Source organism: Pseudomonas sp. lyk4-R2A-10, from assembly GCF_030209075.1.
Taxonomy (GTDB): domain Bacteria; phylum Pseudomonadota; class Gammaproteobacteria; order Pseudomonadales; family Pseudomonadaceae; genus Aquipseudomonas; species Aquipseudomonas glycinae.
Genome location: NZ_JARVSR010000018.1, coordinates 45,264 through 68,586, shown reverse-complemented (window position 1 = coordinate 68,586; position 23,323 = coordinate 45,264). Strand labels below are relative to the sequence as shown.

Sequence of the window (23,323 nt, the reverse complement as noted above, 5' to 3'; positions counted from 1 at the left end):
CTCACCTTTTTTTATTGGAACGACACCGATGAGTGCTCACGCAGCGAACGCGGGCGCATGTCGATCCAGTGCTCGTTGATGTAATCCAGGCAGACCTGGCGCTCACCGCGCATCCCCGCCTCGCTCCAACCGCTGGCCATCGGCTTGCCCGCCGGCCACAGGGAATACTGACCCTGAGCGTTGATCACCACATCGAATTGCAGTTGTGCGTCATTCATGTCGTTCTCCTGTTGAACGGGATTGCAGCGTGGCCAGGCTTCGCTCGAGCCCGGCGGCGAGTTGATTGCTTAGGGCATGTCGCTGTTCCTCGGCCTGCGCGCAGGCCCCGACGTACACCCGCACGGTCGCCCCACAGACCTGAGCGCAGGTCTCTGCGTCGCCGTCCGCGAAGGCCCGGGCCGACACCTCGGCGTTGGCGCTGGCATGAGCCTGGGCAAACGCCGTGGCGGCGGCCTCGGTATTGAGTTGCGCGTAGTACTCGGCGAACGCCTCGGCGTCGCCAAAGTGCTCGGCAATCATTGCGGTGTTGGCCGGTGCGAGGCCGTAGGTCAGCGCACTGGCGTGGGCCTTGGCGTACGCCGCGTCGTAGGGGTAGGCCTTGCGATACAGCGCCAGCAATACCGGTCTGAGCGTGGCCCGCCATTCGCCCTGACGCCCGATCACACCGAGCGCCGCCCGCTGATGCAGGCTTTGCAACGCGAGCAGCGACTGCCGATGTTCCGGCAAGGCTTCGCCGAGCATCGGCAGGACCACGTCGGCCTGCCAGAGATGAAACAGCCGCAGCGGCACGGGACCCTCGCCATTGTCTATCCGCTTGCGCAGGTCGTCGGCCTGTCCGGTTTCGCACAGCACTTGCACTAAATTCAGCAGCCATCGCGGCATCGAGATCGGCTCACTCATGGCGATGGCTCATCCGTACCGATGACTTCGGCCAGCAACCGCGCCCAGCGGCCCGCCACGATGCCGTAGTGATCGGTGTCCAGGGTTTGCCAACTGCGCAACTGCGGCAGCAAGGCCTGCCAGTTGCGTTGCAGGTCGTCCGGGTTCCATGCGTTGCCCAGCCCGTAAGGATTGGCGTGCCCGGCGCTGAACAGCCGCACCACTATGGTCGCCAATGCTGGCGGCTGGAAGTCGATCATGCTGGTCATGTTGTTGCGGCAGCACACCGTCAGCCGCTGCAGATACGCTTGGCGTTCTTCGCCCATGCCCTTCCCTTCGACCGCCGGCCAGCGCTGGGCAAACTCGCGCTGGAACACCTGCTCGATGGTCTGCTCATCAATGCCGGCCAGTTCCGCACCGGCATCCGGCGCGGGCGGGTCGATCAGGTACAACAACGGTTGCCTGAAGCCCTCAGCCTGGGCCTGATGACACAGTGCTTGCGCCACCCATGCTCCGAAGGACCACCCTGCAAGGCGCCAAGTGCTGCCGTGCGGAAGATGCTCCTTGATCGCCGCCAGATACCAGCGTGCACGTTCCTCCACGCTGATGTTCGGCAACTGCGGCAGGCGCAGCGCCGGATCGCCGATCACGCAAACGCCCAGCTCCGCCGGCAGCGCCGAGACCAGTTCCCGATAGGCCTGAACATCGCCACCCACCGGGTGGATCAGGTACAGCCAGTCGCGCCCGGCACCGGCATGCCATTGATCGATCCGCACCGCGTCGTGCCAGCCGCGAGGTGCAGCGGGGGGCGCCTCTTCAACCGTGGCGGTCGATACCAGCCCCAGCACCTCGTTCAGGCTGACCTTGTGGCTGAATTGCGACAGCTGAAACACCTCACCGGTGGCCGCTTGCAGTTCGTCGATCAGGTCGAGCAGCGTCAGCGAGTCCGCGCCCAGGTCGTACAGCGAATCGTCATCTTCCAGCTCGGCCACACCGAGCCACTTGCACAGGCACTCACGCAGGCGCGCCGACAGATCAACGCCCTTCGGCGCCTCGACCGTTGCGGCCACGGCGCCATGGCGAACCGGATAAAACCGCCGCGCCGTGTCGATGCCGGTGGTGGAGATCAGCAGCTGCGGCAACTGCGTTGCCATCGCCAGATCGAACACTCGGCAACCCTCTTCGGCTGACAGTCCGACCGTCAGATGCTCCAGATGCGCGGCGTCTCCGCCGTTGCTGGTAGTGGCCATGCCGATGTCGCGCCAGATGTCCCAGTTGATCCCCAGGCGCAGGCATGTGTCGGCGGGGTTCGGGCGATAGTGGGTGAAGCCATCGAGTACCCCGCTGGCCGCCGCGTAATCCAGATGCCCGGCGCCGCCGAACAGTGCCGACATCGACGAGCAATAGAGGACAAAACCCGGCGTCAGGTGCTCGATCAAGGCTTCGACTGCCAGCATGCCGCGAGTCTTGGCGGCCATCGCCTCGGCCATTTGCCGGGCATCGCGGTGGCGAATCAAGCTGCCCGCTCCGACGCCCGCCGCATGAATCACGCCGCTAAGGCGACCGTAACGCACGGCCAGTTGATCGAGGATCTGCGGCCAGCGCAATAGGTCGGCGATGTCCGCTTTGATGCAGTCGATCCGCGACGTGTACGCCGCCAGTGACTCAGGTAATTGCCCTTGGCGCGAGATCAGCACCACACGGCGCGCGGGTGCCTTTAGCAAGTGTTCGCACAGGGTTCGGCCGATGCCGCCGCTGCCGCCCAGCACGAGGAACGTTCCCTCTTCCGTTAAAAGAGACGTCGTCGCCGGCTCGCGCAATGGCTGGGGGATCAAGCGTGGCTGCCACAGGTAACCATCGCGCACCGCCATTCGCCGAGGCAATGAAACCGGATCGGCAAGCAACGCTGCCAACTCGCCGGCCTGCGCTTCGAGGCGCGACGATGGCCAGTCCAGCCAGTGACAACGCACCGGGTATTCCTGCGGCACCACTTCGGTGATGCCGGCCAGCGCTGCCAGTTCGGGGCGCTGAACCTCGCCGTCTACCGGGCACGCCTGCCATGACATCAACCACAACCGCAGCCGTGTCATGCGCGGGGTCTGCCCCCAGGCCTGCATCAATGCACTGACCGTATCCAGACAGGCCCACTGCGCCAGATCCAGCGATTGCTCATTGACCTCGCCCGACACCGCCAGCGGCAAGGCATGCAGCCAGTCGAGTTCGCCAAGGTCGGGTTCTGCAACTTCGGCGAGCAAACGGTTCAGGGCTTCAGTGTCCAGCGGATCCAGCTCGAAACGGTCCGGGCTCAAGCGCTTGAAGCCATTGCCCGCGCGCACTTGAATCACGCGTCGATAGACAGTGTTCAGGCTCGCCAGCAAGGTCGATTCCGGCGCCTCATGGCTGCACAGAATCAGCACCTCACGGGATTGCGTCGTCGCTGTCGCGCTCAGGCGCCGGGTGCGCACCCATTGTCGTTGGTGAAACCAGTCCGCCAGCGGTTGTCGCGCAAGGGCTGGCGCTTCAGGTTCAGCAGCCACAGGGGTCTGGAAACGATAGGTCTGAAGTTCGAACGATGACGGCGGCAAATCCCACGGCGGCGGTGCCGAGCGTTGCGGCCACTGGATATTCACGCCTTCGTACCAGGCGTCCAGCAAATCCTGCGGCGATTGATCACGGGCGATCAACTGCGCGCTTGAGACCCCGACTTCCTTGATCGCTGTCGGCTGCAACGGAATGTCGTCACCCGACCGGCAGATCATCGCGAAGCGCCAGCGCAACTGCCGGCGACCTGACTGCAAGTACCGCAGCAATGCGGTGTGCTGTTCCGGATTGGTTTGCAGATATTCGCGAATTACCGCGATATCGCGCAGCAACTCCGCTCGGCTGTGAGCCGAAATCATCAGCAGTGGCAGCGTTTCCTCGTCCCCCTCCTGCGCCGTGGGCGCAGCACCAACGATGACATGCGCATTGGTTCCGCCAATCCCGAAACTGCTGACACCGGCCAATCGTCGCCGACCTTCCGGCCATGGCCGGGACGTGGTCGGCACATAGAACGGCGAATGCTGCAGATCGATCTGCGGGTTGATCCGGCCAAAACCGAGGTTCGGCGGCAGCACGCCATGGAACACCGCGAGACTGGCGCGAATCAACCCGACCACCCCCGCCGCCGCGCCCAAATGACCGATCTGGCTTTTTACCGAAGCCAGCGCGCAACTGCCGGCCGGCGCATCGCCAAAAGCCTTGGTCAACGCCGAGACTTCGATCGGATCGCCGAGCAAGGTGCCGGTGCCGTGGGCCTCGATGTAGCCGATGTCGGCACCGGTCAACCCGGCCCGGCTCAAAGCATCACGGATGACTGCGCTCTGCCCGGCCACCGACGGCGCGGTGTAACTCATCTTGGCCCGGCCATCGTTGTTCAACGCCGAACCTTCGACCAACGCATAGATCCGGTCACCATCGGCCCGCGCCTTGGCCAGCGGTTTGAGCACCACCACCCCGTAGCCACTGGCACCGAGGGTGCCGCTGGCGTCGTCGCTGAATGGACGACACAGACCATCGGCAGAGAAGATGTGCTGCGAGCGGTGCCGGTAGCCCTCGGTCAGAGTCGGGTCGATCAGCACTCCGGCCGCGAGCATCACGTCGCTGTCGCCCTGCCGCAGCATGGAGCTGGCCAGGTGCACGGCGATCAGCGAACTGCCGCAAGCGGCCTGCACGCTCAGGGCCGGGCCGTTGAGGTCCAGGTGATACGCGGCTTTGGTCGCCAGAAAATCCTTGTCGTGATGCAGCGCCAACTGGAAGCCGTCCGGCAAATCGTCGTCGGCGGTTTCGCGCAGCATTTGCTGGAAGTACGTGGTTTCGCCGCAACTGGCGATCAGACCGATGCGCGGGCCCTCCGCCGACGGAACGATGGCCGCGTGTTGCAGAGCCTGCACGCAGGCCATCAGCAGATGCCGCTGTTGCGGGTCCATCAGCCGCGCTTCCTGGCGGCTGATGCCGAAGTACTCGGGATCGAAATCGAGCATGCCCGCCAGTTGACTGCGGGCGCCGACCAAGCCCTCTTCGGCGGCAAAGTGCTCGATGCCCAACCCATTGCCTTGCACCATCGCCCAGAACTCGGACAGGTTCTGCGCTCCGGCCACATTCACCGACATGCCGATGATCGCCATCGGCTGGTGACCTGCATCGGTTTGCCGGACACGCTCCACGGCTGCGACCGGCGCCGTCGACAGATGCGCCGCCAGACGCCGTACCGTGACGTGTTCGAACAGGTCGGCCATTGTCAACTTGTGCGGCAGCTCTTCGGCGTAACGGCCATGCAAACGCATGAGGCCGAGGCTGGTGGCGCCGGCCTCGAAGAAGGTCTGTTCCGGCTCGATGTCACGGCCGATCACGGCCTGGAACAACTCGCTGAGTTGCCGTTCCAGTGCGCTCAATTGAACAGCCGTTGCTGGCGTGCTGCGCCGCTCCAAAGCCTCGCCCAGATTCGGCAAAGCCTTGCGGTCGATCTTGCCGCTGGGGGTGCGTGGCCAGCGGTTGATCCGTCGGTATTCATCGATTCGCACATGGGCCGGCAGCCGCCGCGCGACCTGACGATCCAGCGCTTGCGACGTTGGAGGTTCGCCTTCGAGTTGCAGCCAGGCGATCAACCGGGGTGGATCGGCCTGCACCGCCACCACCGCGTTGACCACTTCCGGCACCTGCATCAGCGCCGCCTCGATCTGCCCCAGCTCCAGCCGATGGCCGCTGAGTTTGATCTGCTGATCGTCACGCCCCAGATAATGCAGGCAGCCCTGGGCATCGGCCCACGCCAGATCGCCGGTGCGGTAGTACAAACAGCCGTCCGCCAGCTCGACAAACCGCGCGGCGTTCAGCGCAGGATCAGCCAGATAGCAACGGGCAACCATCGGCCCGGCCACCAGCAGATAGCCACGACTGCCGATCGGTACCGGGCGGTCGTGCTCATCGACCAGCAGCAACCGCGCATTGCCCACGGCATGGCCGATCGGCGCGCGCAACGGCCAGTCCCGCGCCACCGGCGGCAGGCGCAAGGCGCTGACCACGTGGGTTTCGGTCGGGCCATAGTGGTTGAACAACGAGGCGTGCGGCATGCCGCCGAACCAGTTGCGCAGTGCCTCGGTGCAAAGCAGTTGCTCGCCGGCCGTGATCACCTCGCGCAACGCCGACGGGTAAATTCCCCTGGTCACGGCGGTTTGCGCCAGATGCTGCAAGGCCACGTACGGCAAGAACAGGCGCTCGATCCGCGCCTCGACCATGTAATCCAGCAACGCCTCGGCATCCTGACGCCAGCGCGGCGTAATCAGGTGATAGCAACCGCCGCCGCACAGGGTGCTGAAAATCTCCTGGAACGACACATCGAACGACAGCATCGAGAACTGCAGGGTCACCGCTTTCGCCGGCAACTGCCCCTCGGTGCGCTGCCATTGCAGCAGGTTGCACAGGGTGCGTTCCGACACTTGCACACCTTTGGGCGTGCCGGTCGATCCGGAAGTGAACAGCGTGTACAACGGCCGTTCGCCAGCGTGGCGAGGACGTTCGAACGTTCCGGCATCGGCGCGCAGATCAACCCGATGCGTGGCGAATCGTCCGGCGTTCAGGTCATCCAGTGCAGCCTTGGTCGCGTCGCTGAACAGCACACACAGCGGCTGCGCCTGCTCCAGCACCTGACGCTGGATCGCCACCGGGTAAGCAGGGTCCAGCGGCACGGCGGTCAGGTTGAGTTTGGCCAGCGCCAGCAAGGCGACGATGTGTTCTACCGAGGCATCGAGGAACAGCACAACATGCAGCGGCGCGTTCCCGGTCGGCAACGGATGGCGCTCGATCAGATTTGCCGCCAGAGCATCGGCCCGCGTATTCAGTTCGCTGTAGCTGAGGCGCTGCTGGCCTTGAACCAGCGCGACCGCCTTCGGCGTGCAAAGCACTTGATGCTCGAACCCGTCCGCCAGTGTGTTGAACGGCAGCACAACCTGCGGACCTTCGCTTGCCGGTGGCAGGCTGCGTCGATACGGACCGAGCAAATCGTTGAGATTGGCCGTCGGGTTTTCCAGCAACAGATCCAGACCCCGGCGGAACAGCGCGTTCAACGCCCGCATCTGTTCGGCATCGAAATAGCTGCACTGATATTCCCACCAGCATTCCAGCTGCGAACCGCTGCCCACCATCAACAACGTCAGCGGGCACTTGGCGTGCAACTGCTCGTTGAACTCCAGCGTGGCGCGCAGACTGGAATCGGTCAGCGCCGCGTAATCGGTGTTTTCCAGCACGAACATGAAATCGAACAGCAACGGGCTCGACGACAGCCGCAGGTCTTCCACCAGATCCGCCAGCGCCACGTCCTGCAACGCCAGTACCTCGCGCACGGTGGCGGTCTGTTTGCGCAACTGCTCGCTCAGAGGCAATGCATTTTCAACGGCGGTCGGGATCAGCACGGTGTTGGCAAACATGCCGACGGTGTCTTCAAACTCCGCCAGCGGCCGGTTGGACACCGGGCTGGCGATCCGTGGCCGGTCGCTCCCGGTCAGGGCGTACAGGCTCCAGGCGAAGACACTGAACAGCACTTCGAAGCGGGTCAGCCGTTGTTGGGTGCAAAAGCGTTCGAGGGCGGCGCTGCGCACTGTGCCCAAGGACTCGCGGTGCAACCGGGCGTCCGGGCTGATTTCGCGCATTGGCATCAATGCAGGCGACGGTTCTTCCTGACGGCGATGCAACTCGGCGAGTGCGCGGCGCTGGTCGCGATAATGCGGATCGACGCTCCACTGGCGCTGCCACTGGCCAAACTCCAGCGTCGTCAATCGGGCGTCTGGCGGCGGGCTGTCTTCGCCTTGCAGGACATCGGTGTAAAGCTGCGTCAGGTCCTCGAACAGCAGGTTCACCGACCAGCCATCGACGATGATGTGATGCAGATTCAGCAACAGCCGGCAGCTGCCATCGGCGAACGGCAACAGCCAGGCCTGAAACAGGTTCGGCGTGGTCAGGTCGAACGGCGCGGCGAACACCAGCTCGGCGAAGGCCTGCCAGTTGTCCTCGGTGAAATGCCCGACCGCGAAGGTGCGGCAGGCCGGACCCTGGTCGGCGATTACCTGATCAAGGACATCGCTACCGGGTGCAAAAGCCGTGCGCAACCCCGGATGGCGCTGCACGAGACGACCTACCGCCTCAGTCAGCGCCGCGACATCGACGCCCGCCGCCAGATGCAGAATCAGCGGCACGCTGTAGGCGGTCGAGGTCGGCGAACGTTGTTGCAACAGCCACAGCCGTCGCTGTTCGGCGGTGGCCGGCAGGCGCTGGGCGCTGCTGATCGGAGGCGCAGATGGGTAGATCGACTCGCGGTTCGTTTCACCGGTCAGTTGTGAGGCCAACGACAAGAACGACTCGTTGAGCAACGTGTTGATCGCGATCTCGCGCTGCCAGCGGACACGGATCGCCGAACGCAGGCGCATGGCCTTGAGCGAATCGCCGCCACTGCCCAGCCAGTCATCCTGCGCACTCAGGGCCGGTTGGCCGAGCAGGGAACGGGCCTGACTCAACAACCATTCCAGCGCCGGCGAAACGCTTTCGTTATCCGTAGCTGCCAGGACTGGATGCCACGGACTCAACCCTTGGGCCAGCAACCCGTCACGATCAATCTTGCCATTGGCTGTCAGCGGCAGGCGCTCCAGCAGAAACAACTGATGCGGCCGCATATACGGCGCCAGTTGTGCCCGCAGATGGTTTTCGAAGGCGAGATAGTCCAGATCCCCGCGAGGCACGATGAACGCCAGCAACTGATGATCTTCAGCCGCCTGACGCCGGGTGCAGACGTACACCTGCGCCACGCCCGGATACTCCAGCATCCGTTGCTCCACCTCCCCCGGCTCGATCCGGAAACCACGAATCTTCACTTGCCGGTCGACCCGCCCCAGGTACTCGATCAAGCCTTCGGCATTGCGCCGCACCAGATCGCCGGTGCGGTAATGCACCTGCGCGCCACCGTCGAGGTCGGGCAAGCGCACGAACTGGCGGGCGGTTTCTTCGGGCCGGTTGCGATAGCCACGGGCGACACCGCTGCCACTCAAATACAGCTCGCCCACCTCGCCTGCCGGTACCGGCCGTTGCTGCTCATCCAGCACCAACACGCCAGTGTCCGGCAACGGTCGGCCAATGGGCGCCGAGTCAGCGGCAAAGTCGCGGCTGATCGGCCAGCACAGGGCAAACGTGGTGCACTCGGTGGGGCCGTAAACATTGAAAATCCGGCAGCGGCTCTCAGGATTGGCTCGATACCATCCGCGCACGGCGGCAGCGCTGATCTGCTCACCGCCGATCAGCACCTGACGCACGCTGGAAAAGCACGACGGCCACTCGGCAATCAACGTGTTGAACAGCGATACCGTCATGAACAGATTGTCGACCTGGGTCCGCTCCAGCACCTCGGCCAGACGCCGCGCATCCAGCACGTCCTCGTCGGCGATCATCACGCAGCAACCGCCATTGAGCAACGGCGCCCAGAGTTCGAAACTGCACGCATCGAACGCCGGGTTGGACAGGCAGGCAAACCGGTCCGTCGGGCGAATCTCGATATAGCCGTCGCTGTGCGCCAGCCGCAGCAAGCCGCGCTCGCCCACCTCGACCGCTTTCGGCGTGCCGGTGGTGCCCGAGGTGTAGAACAGGAACATCACCTCGGCAAAGTCTTCGGCCAGCGCTTGCGCTGGAGCGTCCGGCTGATCGAGCAAGGCCTCGACGCTGGTTTGCCACAGTGAAGACGACCACAGCGGTTCTTCGTCCAGGGTAATCAGGCCGACACACGCCGCATCCGCCAGCATCAACTCTCGGCGTTTGCGCGGGCTGGCGCGATCCAGCGGCACCACCACCGCGCCGACTTTCAGGGCGCCGATAATCGCTGCCAGCCACTGCCAGCAGCGCGGCATGCACAACGCCAGCGACTGACCGGGCTCGACGCCACGCGCCAGCAGTCCTCGGGCGATGCGTTCGCTGGCGCTGGCCAGTTGCGCGTAAGTCAACGTGAGCGATTGATCGATCACCGCCGGGGCTTGCGGATTACGCGCCACTTGCTCGGCAAAACGTGCGAGCAACGGCATGTCTTTGGACGCACTCATCATTTCGCCTCCTGCGCGTCGAAGCGTTGCAGCTCCTGACGGACGATTTGCGAGACCCGGTGGATTTCCGCGCTTTCGAGCATGTCCCAGTGCCCGCCGCTGACCAGTTTCGCCAGATAGCCGCTACCCGCGCGGCGCCGCCAGAAGCCACGCAGTTCATGCAACTGATGGCGGCTGAAATCTTCCCGGGCCTGAATCAGCACCACGCGACCGGCGCGCGGCGCGCACTTATAGGCGGCCATGGCCAGCCGGTTGTGGTTGTAGATGTTGAAGTAGCGTTCGACCTGGGCGTCTTCGATGCCGGGGTACATGCCATTGAAGCGCACCAGCTTGTCGCGGAACTCGGCCATGTCCACGGTGCCGATCTGCTCGCGGAAACCCGGATCGTCGCTGCCCTGAGTGTCGAGCAGCACCACGGTCACCTGACGATGCCCGGCCGCCGTCAACCGCTGCGCCATTTCATAGGCCACCAGACCACCGAACGACAGCCCGGTGAGGATCAAAGGTTGCCGCGTCAGCGGTTCGATCTGGCGCAAGTAGGCCTCGGCCATCGCTTCGACCGTCGGCTCGGTGCTCTCCCCCGGATTCAACCCCGGCGATTGCACCCCGTAGACGCCAGTTGCATCCGGCAGCACCTTGGCCAGCGACAGGTAACAGAACGCCGTGCCGCCCGCCGGGTGAATGCACACCACGTTGTGCTGGCCGCTGCCGCGCCGGAATTCGATCAGGTTGCTCTGGGCCAGCGCCGGGTTGGCCCCGACCCGCAGCCAGCCGCCCAGCGCTTCGATGGTCGGGTAGCTGAGCACCACGCGCACCGGCACTTCGACCGAAAACTGCTGGCTGATTTCATGGGCCATTTTGATCGCGGCGATGGAGGTGCCGCCGACATTGAAGAAGTTGTCGCGAATGCCGATCTGCGGCGCCAGCAACAGGCTTTTCCAGATCTGGTACAGCGCCAGCTCGATGTGATCGCGCGGGCTGCTCAGGTTGACCTGACGGTTGACCATTTCTTCATCCGCCAAAGCGGTCAGCGCCGCACGGTCGACCTTGCCATTGGCGGTCAGTGGCAGCGCGTCGAGCCACAGATAGCTGCCGGGGATCACCGCTCTGGGCAACGTCGTCGCCAGATGGGCGTGCACCGCTGCTTCGTCAACGGGTTCGGCCACCACACAGCAGGCCACCAGCCGCTGATCCTGTGCCGCTTCGCCGACCATCAACACCACGGCGCTGCGGATGCCGGGAAACGCTTCGAGCCGGGCTTCGATTTCGCCCAGTTCCAGGCGCACGCCACGCAACTTGACCTGAAAGTCGTTGCGACCGAGAAATTCCAGCTGACCGTCCGGGCGGTAGCGCGCCAGATCGCCACTGCGATAGAGCCGATCACCTGCCACGAACGGATTGTCGATAAAGCGCTCGGCACTCAGTTGCGCCAGCCCCAGATAACCCCGGGCCACACCCACACCACCAATGTGCAGATGCCCGGTCACGCCCACCGGCACCGGCTGGTCGCGGTCATCAAGAACATAAAAGCGGTTGTTGGCAATCGGCCGGCCGATCGGCAATTGCCGGGCCGGCACCTCGGCGCCGGGCTCCAGGGTCCAGATGCTGTTGATCACCGTGGTTTCGGTCGGGCCGTAGACATTGTGCAGCCGCGCACGGGGCAGACGCTCCTGGAAGCGCCGGGCCAGAGCCGGCGGCAGTTCACCGCCGCCGCTGAACACATCGGTCAGCGACACACATTGGCTGACCTCGTCGACCTCCAGAAACAGCTGCAACATCGCTGGCACGAACACCAGCGCCGTGACCTGTTGCTCGCGCACCTCGCGGGCCAGGTACGCCGGTTCGTAATGGCCGCCGGGCCGTGCGATCACCAGCCGCCCGCCGGTTGCCAGCGGCCAGAAGGTCTCCCATGCCGAAGCATCGAAACCGAACGGGATCTTGTGCAACATCGCCCCCGCCTCGCCGCAGACCTGCAAACACCACAACAGCAGATTGCTCAAGCCACGGTGGGCGACCATCGCGCCCTTGGGCAAGCCGGTGGTGCCGGAGGTGTAGATGACATAGGCGAGATGGTCAGGGGTAACGCCGACATTGCGCGGATCGAGATTGTCCGCCGGCAACGACGCCCAGTTCCCCGCATCTTTTTCGAGGTCGAGGATCGGCGCTTCCCAGGTCGAGCCTTGCACGGCCTGACGCAAGATTCCGTGCGCCGAGCCAAGGGTCAGCAGCACCGCCGGCGTGCTGTCGCCGAGCATATGACTCAGGCGTCCCAGCGGATAGTCCGGGTCCAGCGGCACGTAGGCGCCGCCGGCCTTGAGCACCGCCAGCAGCGCCACTGGCAATTCCAGCGAACGCTCGATGCACACCGCCACGCGCACGTCCGGACCGACGCCCAAGGTGCGCAAATGCCGCGCCAGTCGGTTGGCCCGTGCATTGAGCTCGGCATAGCTCAGCGACTGGCCTTCAAATATCACCGCGCAGGCCTGAGGATTGCTCGCGACCTGCGCTTCGACCAGTTGATGCACGCAGGGCGCCGCTTGCGTCAGCGGCGCGGCGCGGTTGAAGTCGACCAGCACCTGCTGTCGCTCGGCCTCATTCATCAGCGGCAAGGCATTGATCGGTTGCTTGGCGTCGGCGGCGATCTGTTCGAGCAGGTGGCGGTAGTGCCCGCTCAGGCGTTCAATGGTCGCAACGTCGTAGAGGTCCGTGTTGTATTCCACCAGCAAGTCCAGCCGCCCTGCCCGCTCGACCCACTCGAACGCCAGATCGAACTTGGCCGTGGCACTGCTGGTGCCGTACGGCGCCAGTTCCAGGCCGGGCATCTGCACCGCGTTGCCCGGTGTGTTCTGCAACACCAGCATCACCTGGAACAACGGCGAATGGCCGGGATCGCGCTGCGGGTTGACGGCCTCGACCACGCGGTCGAATGGCACGTCCTGATGGGCGTGGACGTCGAGCATCTGACCCCGCACCTCGCGCAGCAGCTCGGCGAAGGTTTGCTGCGGATTCAGGCGCTGGCGCAGCACCAACGTATTGACGAAATGGCCGATCAGCGGCTCGACTTCCGGACGATTGCGGTTGGCGAACGGCGTGCCGACGCACAAGTCCTGCTGACCGCTGTGGCGCCACAGCAGCACCGCTAAAGCACCGAGCAGCACGTTGAACAGCGTGCCCTGGGTCTGCCGGGCCAGCGCCGTGAGTTCACGCAAAGTGTCGCCATCGACGGAGGAACTGAACGTGGCGCCGACATAACGCTGCACCAGCGGTCGCGGCCGGTCGGCAGGCAGGGTCGACAACAGCGGCGCGTCGTCCAGGGTGCGACGCCAGTAATCGAGCTGAGCGTCCAGCGCCGCACCGCCGATGCGCTGCTGCCAGCAGGCGTAGTCGGCGTATTGCACCGGCAACGGCGCAAGCGTCGGGGTTTCACCACGCAGATAATCGCCGTACAACGTGGCGACTTCGTGCAGGATCACGCCCATCGACCAGCCGTCGGCGATGATGTGATGCACGCTGTACAGCCACAGGTATTCATCGTCAGCCACGCGCAGTAACGACGCCCGCAACAATGGGCCGGTGGCCAGATCGAATGGCGCCCGTGCGTCCTGTTCGACGGCAAATCGCACTTGCTGCTCACGCTCGTCGCCAGGCAACTGGCGCAGATCCGTCACCGACAACGACAGCGGCATCGACGGATGCACCACCTGACGCGGTTCTCCGTCCACGCTGCCAAACGTCGTGCGCAGGACTTCGTGGCGGGCCACCAGTTGGTTCAGCGCTCGTTCCAGCTGCGCGACGTTCAACTGCCCTTTGAGCGTTACCGCCGTGGGCACGTTGTAGAACGGGTTGCCGGGTTCCAATTGATCGAGAAACCACAGTTGCCGCTGCGAGAACGACAACGGCCAGGACCCGTGCGCGCCAGCACGGCGCGGAATTACCGCGTCATCGTGCCCGCCGAGCAAGGCGATCAGTTCCTGTTTGTGACGCTTGAGCGCCTGGGTCAGTTCTTCGGTGAGAAACCCGCGCGGCGCCTTGCAGCGCAGCCTGTCACCGTCCACTTCGAGCACCACGCCATGGCGAGCGAACAACGCCAGCAATTGATCGGCATTCATACTTCGAACTCCTCCATGTCTTCGTCGTCCAGGCTGGCGGGCACAGGCTCGATGGCAAACGCCTCGACCGACGCGCGGTGTTGTTCATCGGCTGTGCGCAGCCCGCCGATCATCGAATAAATCAATTCATGGCTTGGCCCCAGGTCGAACAGCGTCGTCAGTTGCTGCTCCTCGACCGAGCCGATACCGCACAGGCCCAGGCCGTGCTCGACGGCGGTCATGCTCAGCAACTGGGCCATCGCCCCGCTTTCGATGTGGCAGAAGTCGCGGCTGCGCTCGCCGTACAACGGACGGATCGCGGCCATGTCGGCGATGAAGAACAGCGAGAACGCGGCGTTCTCGTACACCGGTCGGTTGACGAAATAGTCGTAGGCGTCCGGGTCGAGCGCTCCGCTCTGGAGCGCCAGCAAACGATGCTGGCGGGGATCGTAGTAATACGCGCCGCCGGGCACGCCGAGCACGCGATCCGGCTTGACGTAGAGGTACGCCTGAATCGGGTAAAGGCCACCCGCCGACGGGAACTGGTATTTCACTTCGCCGTCGAGTTGCCCCTGGGCCAGCGCTGCCAGTACGTGCGCGAAGGCCTGGGTGGCGATCGGTTGCCGATCGTATTGACGCACCGAGCGGTAATCGCTCAAACGCCGGGCGAAGGCCGGGTCTTGCGGCAGATCCAGTGCCACTGCCGGCAAGGCTTGAGCGAAGTCACGGCGCCCGCGCTGTTCGGCTTTGAACTGCGCTCGCTGCTGTGGATCCTCGATGATGTCCTGCACGGGCTCCGGAGCCTGCTGCACGTTGCCGAGCAATTCCTGACGCGCCCGGTTCTGGCGGTACATGCCAAGCAGATGCAGCAACGTCGGCTGGGCCAGCAGTTGTGCCACGTGCGGGCGGAACTGCAACGCGCCGGACAACGCGTTGCTGATCCGGACGATATCGATCGACGTTGCGCCGAGGTTCAGCAGGTTGGCGTTGGCGGCAATCGATTCGCGCTTGAGCACGCCCTGCACGATTTCCACCAGCCGCTGTTCCTGCGGGCCGTCGACTTCCAGCGCCGGCCCTTGCTCCTCGACTTGCTCAGGCTCCGGCAGGCGTTTCTTGTCGACCTTGCCGTTGGACGACAACGGCCAGGCTTCAACAAAGGTGAACGACGGCGGAATCATGTAGGCCGGCAGCTTGTCGCTCAGGTAGGCGCTGAAATCACTGGCCTGCAACGCCGGATCGGCCTTGAGCACGTAACCCGCCAGACGCTTCTCGCCCAGCGTGCTGCCAAGAATCCGCACCACCGCGCTCTGCACACCGGGATGGCGATTGAGCGCGGCTTCGATCTCGCCCAGCTCGATGCGATAGCCCTGGACCTTGACCTGATTGTCTTCGCGACCGAGGAATTCGATGTTGCCGTCGGGCAGTAAACGGCCCAGGTCGCCGGTGCGATACAGCCGTTCGCCGGTCAGTGGATGATTGAAGAAACTGCCCGCGCTGAGTTTTTCATCGCGCCAGTAACCTTTCGCCAGACCGATGCCGCCGATGTACAGCTGCCCCGCGACCCAGGTCGGGCGCACTTGCAGCGCTTCATCCAGCACGTAGAAGCGCTGATGATCGAGGGCCTTGCCGTAGGGAATGCTGCGCCAGGCCGGATCGACCTGTTGCACCGGGTAGTAGATCGACCAGATCGACGCTTCGGTGGCACCGCCCAGGCTGATCAGTTGCAAATCCGGCTGCAAGGCCCAGGCCCGCTCGGGCAAGGTCAGGGGAATCCAGTCGCCGGACAGCATCGCCACCCGCAGGCTGGCAGGTAACGCGCCGCCCTCGCCCTCCACGTACTCGACCAGCATGCCGAGCAGCGCCGGCACCGAGTTCCACAGGCTGACCTGGTGACGCTTGATCAATTCGAGCCAGTGCGCCGGATCGAGTGACAGTTGCGGTTCGAGGATGACCACCGTCGCGCCCACCGCCAACGTGCCGAAGAAGTCATAGACCGACAGGTCGAAGCTCAGCGACGAGATCGCCAATACGCGGTCGTTCGGGCCGACAGCAAAGCGCCGGTTGATGTCGAGCAAGGTGTTGACCGCACCGCGATGGTCGATCACCACGCCTTTCGGCTGACCGGTGGAGCCGGAGGTGTAGATCACGTAAGCGAGGTCACTTTCGTTCACCTGCACCGGTTGCAGTGGCAGTTCATCGTTCGAGACTTCATCGGTGACCGCGATGGCCGTGACCTGCGCCGGCCATTCGATCCTGTCGAGCAGCGCCGGTTGGGTCAGGACCAGGCTCGCCTCGGCCCGCTCCAGAATATGCCGCAGCCGTTCCGCCGGTTGCGTCGGCTCGATCGGCAGGTAAGCGCCGCCGGCATACAGAATCGCCAGCGTTGCGACCACTTGTTCCCAGCCGCGCTCCATCACCACCGCGACCAAGCGGTTCGGCAGCACGCCCTGTGTTTGCAATCGGGCGCCGAGTTGCCGGGCCTCGTTGCGCAATTGGGCGTACGTCAGCTGTCGCGTGCCGATCACCGCCAGTGCGTCCGGTGTGGCAAGGGCCTGACGTTCGAACAGTTCGTGCATCAATGGCAGCGTTTGCTGATGGTCGACCGGTGCCGGCAAGCGTGCCTGCGGCAGCAGTTGTGGCGTGTTCGCGCCCCAGGCTGCCGGTTCGCAAAGGCTGTCGAGCAGCGTGTTATAGGCGACGAACATCTGCTCGATCATGCCTTGCGGGAACAGCTCGTCGATGCTGTCCCAGTTGAACAACAGGCGTCCTTCGAGCTCCAGCAACGTGTGGTCGAGCCACACTTGCGGGGTCTGGGTGATGCTGTGCATGTGTTTGGCGTTCAACGCGTCGGCCAGGTTGAACTCGGCCAGTTCCGGCGCCGCTTCCGACAGCGTGCTGTTGAACACGATCGGCATCGCGGTCTGCTGCACGCCCCGGGCCTGGGACAATTCGCGCAGCACCCGCACACCGCTGACCACCGAATGATCGATGTCGCGCCACAGTTGCGCCTGCACTGCGCGGGCCTTGTCGGTGAAGGTTTGTGTTCCGTCGATGCCGACTTCCAGCAGTACCAGTGAGGTGAAGTCGCCGATGATCTCGTCGACATCCGGGTGTAGCGGCATGCGGTTGAACAGCGGCAGGCTCAGGGTGAAACGCGGGGTGCGGCTCCACAGCGCCAGCACTTCGCTGAACGCGGTCAGCAGCATCACCGACGGCGTCACCGCAAACTGCTTGGCCACGGCTTTGAGCTGCGCCCACTGCGCGGCCGACATGTCGCGGTCGCGGCGGGTGAAGTGCGGGTTGGCAATGCTTTCGGGTTGGCGTACCAGCGGCAGATCTGGCGCCGGGGCCAGCGTGGTCACCCGCTCACGCCAGTAGCCCAGCGCCTGCTCGTAGCGGCGGCCATTGCGCAACTGCTGTTCGGCCAGCACATAGTCGCGAAAAGTCAGGCCTGGCTCTGTCAGCTCCAGGTTCGGATTGACGTAGAACGCCATCAGTTCGCGGGCGAGAATCTGCGTGCTCGCGGCGTCGACGATCAGCGCGTCGAGGCTGATGTGCAAATGGGTAATGCCGTCATCGAGCAGCGACAGGCTGAACTCGAACAGCGGCCAGCGACTGGCGTCCAGCACCTGATGGGACTGGCGTTCGCGGGTCGCTTCCAGCGTGCGTTGCGCCACTTCGACGGGCAAGCCGCGCAGGTCGCTGCGGGGCATGCGATAGGTCGGTACCTGCGCCAGCACCTGTTGCGTGCCGTCGCTGAGGAACACCACGCGCAGCATGTCGTGGCGCTGGATCATGCGATTCAAGGCCTGTTCGAAACGCTCGGCGTCGAATTCGGGAATGCGCAGTTCTTCGTAGCCGTGAGCGCTGACGCCGCCGAGGCTGACCGTGGCCTCGCGACCGAACCAGTAGGCTTGCTGGATATCGGTCAGAGGGAACGGTTCATGTCGATTGCCGCGATCCGGCTCGATCTGGAGGAATGCCGGTTCAACGCTCTGTTCTTCACGCGAGACCTGCGCCGCCAGATCCCGCAACACCGGGGTCTGGAACAGGCTGCTCAGGGACAGTTGCGCGCCCATGCGCTGGTTGATCGCGTAGATCATCCGCGTCGCCAGCAGCGAGTGGCCGCCGAGGTCGAAGAAGTTGTCGTGGATGCCGACCCGTTCGCACTTGAGCACTTCAGCCCAGATCTCGGCCATTTGCCGTTCAATGTCGTTGCGCGGCGCTTCGTAAGTCGCGCCAGCGCTGCGTTCCGGTGCCGGCAGCGCCTGGCGGTCGAGCTTGCCGTTACGGGTCAGCGGCAGTTGCGAGAGCCGGACCCAGGCACTCGGGATCATGTGTTCGGGCAACTGGCGTTGCAGTTCGGCGCGCAGGGATTCGCTGGTCGCGGTGCCGACCACATAGGCCACGAGGCGCTTGTCCCCGGCCACGTCTTCACGCAGCAACACGGCGGCTTCCTGAACCCCGGGTTGCTGATGCAACAGGCTGTCGATCTCACCGAGTTCGATGCGAAAGCCGCGCAGTTTCACCTGTTGGTCGATGCGTCCCAGGTACTGCACGTTGCCGTCGGCCAGGAATTTCGCGAGGTCGCCGCTGCGGTACATCCGCGCGCCCGGCTCGGCGCTGAACGGGTCCGGCAGGAAGCGCTCGGCGGTCAGGTCCGGACGATTCAGATAGCCACGGGCCAGGCAGGCGCCGGCGATGTACAACTCACCCGCCACGCCGACCGGCACCGGATTCAGATGCTCGTCCAGCACGTACAGCCGCGCATTGGCGATGGGACGGCCAATGGGCGGCGCGTCCGGCCAGGACTCGGCGTCGTTGCAGTCGAGGCTGAACTGGCTGACCACATGGGTTTCGGTCGGCCCGTACTGGTTATGCAACTGCGCACCGCCGAGCCCACGGACAAAACCGCGCAGTTCGTCATTGATTTGCAGGGCTTCACCGGCGGTGATGATCTCGCAACCGCCGGCCGGCATCGGCGCATCGGCCTCGGTCAGGCCGGCGAGTTGCTGCAATACGGCGAACGGCAGGAACGCCCGCTGCACGCCTTCGGCCACCAGGGTCGGGCGCAGTGCGGCGAGGTCCTTGCGGCTGTCTTCGGTCATCAGCAACAGGCTGCCGCCCTGGCAGAGGGTGCTGCAGATTTCCTGGAACGAGACGTCGAAGTTCAGCGAGGCGAATTGCAGCACACGCTGCGGTGCTGCGGCTTGATCGAGTTGCCAGGCAATCAGGTTGTCCAGCGCGCGACAGCTGTGGGCCACGCCTTTCGGGCGTCCGGTGGAGCCGGAGGTGTAGAGCACATAGCCGAGGTTTTCCGGGCTCACCGTGACCTGCGGATCATCCGTCGGGTGCTGTGCCCATTGCGCTGCGCCGGTGTCCAGGCAGCAGATTTTCGCCTCGTTGGCCGGCAGCCCGGCCATCAGGCTCGATTGCGTCAGCAGCAAGGTCGGCGCCGCATCGCTGAACATGAACGCCAGACGCTCGCTCGGGTAAGCCGGGTCGAACGGCACGTACGCCGCGCCGGCCTTGAGGATCGCCAGCAGGCCGATGACCATGTGCGGCGAGCGCTCCATGCACAGACCGACGCGATGCTCGGGGCCGACGCCTTGTTCGATCAGGTGATGCGCGAGGCGGTTGGCGGCACGATTCAGTTCGCCATAACTCAGTTGCTCACGGTCGGCGAGCAGCGCCACGGCATCGGGCGTTTGCCGGGCAAGGGTTTCGAAGCGCGCCACGCAACCGGGCAACGACGCGGTATCCCGCGCGGTGCGGTTCCAGTCATGAACGATCTGCTGATGTTGCTCGGCGCTCAGCAGCTTGATCCTCGCCAGCGACTGCTGGCTGTCCTCGACCATCTGCGTCAGCACCCGACGCAGGTACTCGCCGAACTGCTCGACAGTGCCGCGCTCGAACAGGCCCGAGGCATATTCCAGACCACCGACGATCTGCCCGTCGCGCTCACTGAGCGCCAGTTGCAGATCGAACTTGGCCACGTGATGGCTGCTCTCGACCGGCGTAACGTCGAGCCCGGTCAGCAGCAGATCGGAATCCTGATCCTGCTCCCAGGCAAACAGCACCTGGAACAGCGGACTGTGGGCCAGGCTGCGCGGCGGGTTGAGCAATTCCACCACTTGCTCGAACGGCAGGTCCTGGTGTTCCTGAGCCTCCAGCGCCACTCGCCGCGCCTGTTGCAGCCATTGCGCCACCGACGGCGTACCTGATCGAGTCATCCGCAGAGCCAACGTATTGACGAAGAAACCGATCAGCCCTTCCAGTTCCTGTTGCGGACGGTTGGCCGATGGCACGCCGATCACCACGTCGCTTTGCCCGGACAGACGCGACAACAGCAATGAAAACCCGGCCAGCAGAGTCATGAACAGCGTGGTGCCTTGCTGCATGCCCAGGGCTTTCAATCGCGCGGTCAACGCTTCGTCGAAGACCAATGGAACAAAGCCACCGAGGTAATCCTGCACGGGCGGACGCTTGTGATCGGTCGGCAACTCCAGCAATACCGGCGCGCCCGTGAGGGTTTCACGCCAGTAACGGCTTTGCTGCTCCAGCACGTCGCCGGACAGCCATTGCTTTTGCCACACGGCGTAATCCACGTACTGCACGGGCAGCGGCGGCAGCGGATCGTCGCGATCCTGCAACGCCGCTGCGTACAGCTGCCCCAGCTCGCGGGTGAGCACGCCCATCGACCAGCCGTCGGAGATGATGTGATGCTGGGTCAGCAGCAACACATGGTCATCCGCCGCCAGCCGCAGCAAGCTGACCCGCATCAGCGGGCCCCGGCTCAGGTCGAAGGGTCTGGCGCCTTCCTCGTCGATCAAGCGGGCCAGACGTTCTTGCGCATCGTGCCCCTGCACGTCAGTCACCGTCAGCCGGATGCTGTGCGCAGGCGGCAAAACCAGTTGACGCCCTTCCCCTTCAACGGCGATGAACGTCGTACGTAGCGCCGCATGGCGCGCCACCAGTTGGTTGAAGCTGCGTTCGAGTGCCGCCACGTCCAGCGAACCGCGCAAACGCAGGTTCAACGGCATGTGATACGCCGCGTTGCCACCTTCCATTTGCGCCAGAAACCACAGGCGCTGCTGGGCAGACGACAACGTTTGCGCGCCCGTGCGTTCAAGGGTCGTGATGGCTGGGCGAGCCGCCGCCTGACTGGCTTGCAGCCGTTCGGCGAACGCCGCCAGAACCGGCGCGGCAAACAGGGTCGAAGGCGCCACTTCCAGCCCCAGCGTGTGGCGAACCTGCGCCAGCACCCGCATCACCAGCAGCGAGTGACCGCCAAGGGCGAAGAACTGATCCTGACGCCCGACCCGCTCGATGCCGAGCACGTCCGACCAGATCGCGGCGAGCGCGGTTTCCAGCGAGCCTTGGGGAGCCTGGTATTCCTGCTGATCGAATGCCTCGACGTCCGGCGCTGGTAAACCGGGCCGATCAACCTTGCCGTTGGCGGTCAGCGGCAAGGCGTCGAGACGCACGAAGGCGGTCGGCACCATGTAGTCCGGCAAGCTGATTTGCAGCTGTTCGCGCAGTAAGCGCGGGCTCAGCGTTGAGTCTGGTTTTTCGCAGTAGTAGGCGACCAATCGCGGTTCACCGGGACTGTCCTGGCGCAGCAACACCACGCTTTCCCGCACGCCCGGGATGTCCGCCAGCCGGGTTTCGATTTCCCCCAGTTCCAGACGCAGGCCGCGCAATTTGGCCTGGGCATCGTTGCGACCGAGGAATTCCAGTTGGCCGTCGGCCCGGTAACGCGCCAGATCCCCGGTGCGGTAAAGGCGTTCGCCCGCCAAGAACGGGCTGTCAATGAAACGCTCGGCGGTCAGTTGCGGCAGGTTCAGATAACCGCGCGCCACGCCGACGCCGCCGATGTACAACTCGCCCGCGACACCCTCGGCAACCGGTTTACCGTCAGCATCGAGCAGGTAAATCCGGGTGTTGGACAGTGCCCGGCCGATGGGCAGCACCGCGTCGATCTGGTTGTTTTCGGTGAACTCGAAACAGGTGCTGTCGATGCTCGCTTCGGTCACGCCGTAGGCCTGGACGATCTGCACCTGCTCACCACACAGCCTGCGTAATTGTCGTGCGCTGTGGGCGGTCCAGATGTCGGAGCCGCAGACCACGGTGCGCAGGAACGACAAGTCATGGCCGGTCTCTTCGACCCACGCCAGCAGCGGATTGAGCAGCGCCGGTACGAAATCGGCAAAGCCAATCTGCGCCTCGCGGATCAGCCGATACAGGGCCGGCGGGTCCATCAGGGTGTCCCGTGGGCACAGCACCAGCGTACCGCCAAAACCCAGCGCACGGATCAGGTCCGCGCTGAACACATCGAAGGAAAAACCGGCCATTTGCAGGTGCTTGATCGGCTCGCCCAATCCATAGAGCCGGGCCCAGTCGCCGCTCACGGCGACCAGTCCGCGATGCTCGACCATCACGCCTTTCGGGGTTCCGGTGGAGCCGGAGGTGTAGATCACGTAAGCCAGGTGACGGGGTGTCAGGCCGATCGAGTGAGGATCGAGGTTGTCTGCCGGGAGCGAAGCCCAATCACGGGCGTCGGCCAGGTCCAGCACCGTCGGTGCAGTCGCTGACGGTTCGAGCGCCGCCCGCAAAATATCGCGTGCCTGGCCGTGGGTCAGCACCACCGGCGGTGCGCTGTCGGCCAGCATGTGCGCCAGCCGCGCCTGCGGATAGGCCGGGTCCAGCGGCACATAGGCACCGCCAGCCTTGAGCACCGCGAGCACGCCGACCAACATTTCCAGCGAACGCTCCAGACACAGCCCGACCCGCACGTCCGGCCCGACCCCGAGCTTGCGCAGGTGATGGGCCAGCCGGTTGGCGCGGGTGTTCAGTTCACGGTAACTGATTGCCTCCTGCTGCCAGCGCGCAGCGATGGCCTCGGGGGTGCGCAGCACCTGCGCTTCAAACAGACCGTGCACGCACAGGTCTGCATCGAACGGTTTCAAAGAGCAAACGTCGGGCTGCGCGGGATTCGTCCCACGCAAGGAAGTGTTGTCGAACATCGGAGGCTACCGTCCATGACTACATTATTTTTGTGATCAGGCAGGTGTCAGCACGCTTCCTGCCAGTCAGGCCCCGGCATCAGGTGCCGGCACGGTCTTTCGAATTCAGGAGGATGGCGCGGCGCGCGCGTGCAGACTCACGTTGAACGCGGGCACACGCAGAAATTCGGGGGGAGACAGGCTGGAGAAGAACACCGCAGCGCGGTCGGCGCAGGCAGAT

5 protein-coding genes are annotated in these 23,323 nt (G+C 64.5%); all 5 read right to left on the bottom strand.

Annotated features, from left to right (window positions below):
- Positions 1 to 11: 11 nt before the first annotated feature.
- The 5 genes from QRN46_RS27605 to QRN46_RS27585 are packed head-to-tail and all read right to left on the bottom strand — an operon-like array spanning position 12 to position 23,103.
- Positions 12 to 218, bottom strand: coding sequence for an MbtH family protein (locus QRN46_RS27605; RefSeq protein ID WP_201820195.1), 207 nt, complete (start codon positions 216 to 218; stop codon positions 12 to 14).
- Positions 211 to 900, bottom strand: coding sequence for a hypothetical protein (locus tag QRN46_RS27600; RefSeq protein WP_285358567.1), 690 nt, complete (start codon positions 898 to 900; stop codon positions 211 to 213). Before QRN46_RS27600 ends, QRN46_RS27605 begins: the two co-directional genes overlap by 8 nt.
- Positions 897 to 9,989 carry a hybrid non-ribosomal peptide synthetase/type I polyketide synthase gene (locus tag QRN46_RS27595; RefSeq protein ID WP_502942411.1) on the bottom strand — a complete coding sequence of 3,031 codons (9,093 nt, stop codon included), beginning with the start codon at positions 9,987 to 9,989 and terminating at the stop codon, positions 897 to 899. Before QRN46_RS27595 ends, QRN46_RS27600 begins: the two co-directional genes overlap by 4 nt.
- The gene (locus QRN46_RS27590; RefSeq protein WP_285358563.1) at positions 9,989 to 14,098 is read right to left on the bottom strand and encodes a non-ribosomal peptide synthetase; all 4,110 of its coding nucleotides are present in this window, start codon (positions 14,096 to 14,098) and stop codon (positions 9,989 to 9,991) included. The genes QRN46_RS27595 and QRN46_RS27590 overlap by 1 nt, the downstream gene beginning before the upstream one ends.
- Positions 14,095 to 23,103 carry a non-ribosomal peptide synthetase gene (locus QRN46_RS27585; RefSeq protein WP_285358561.1) on the bottom strand — a complete coding sequence of 3,003 codons (9,009 nt, stop codon included), beginning with the start codon at positions 23,101 to 23,103 and terminating at the stop codon, positions 14,095 to 14,097. Before QRN46_RS27585 ends, QRN46_RS27590 begins: the two co-directional genes overlap by 4 nt.
- Positions 23,104 to 23,323: the final 220 nt, after the last annotated feature.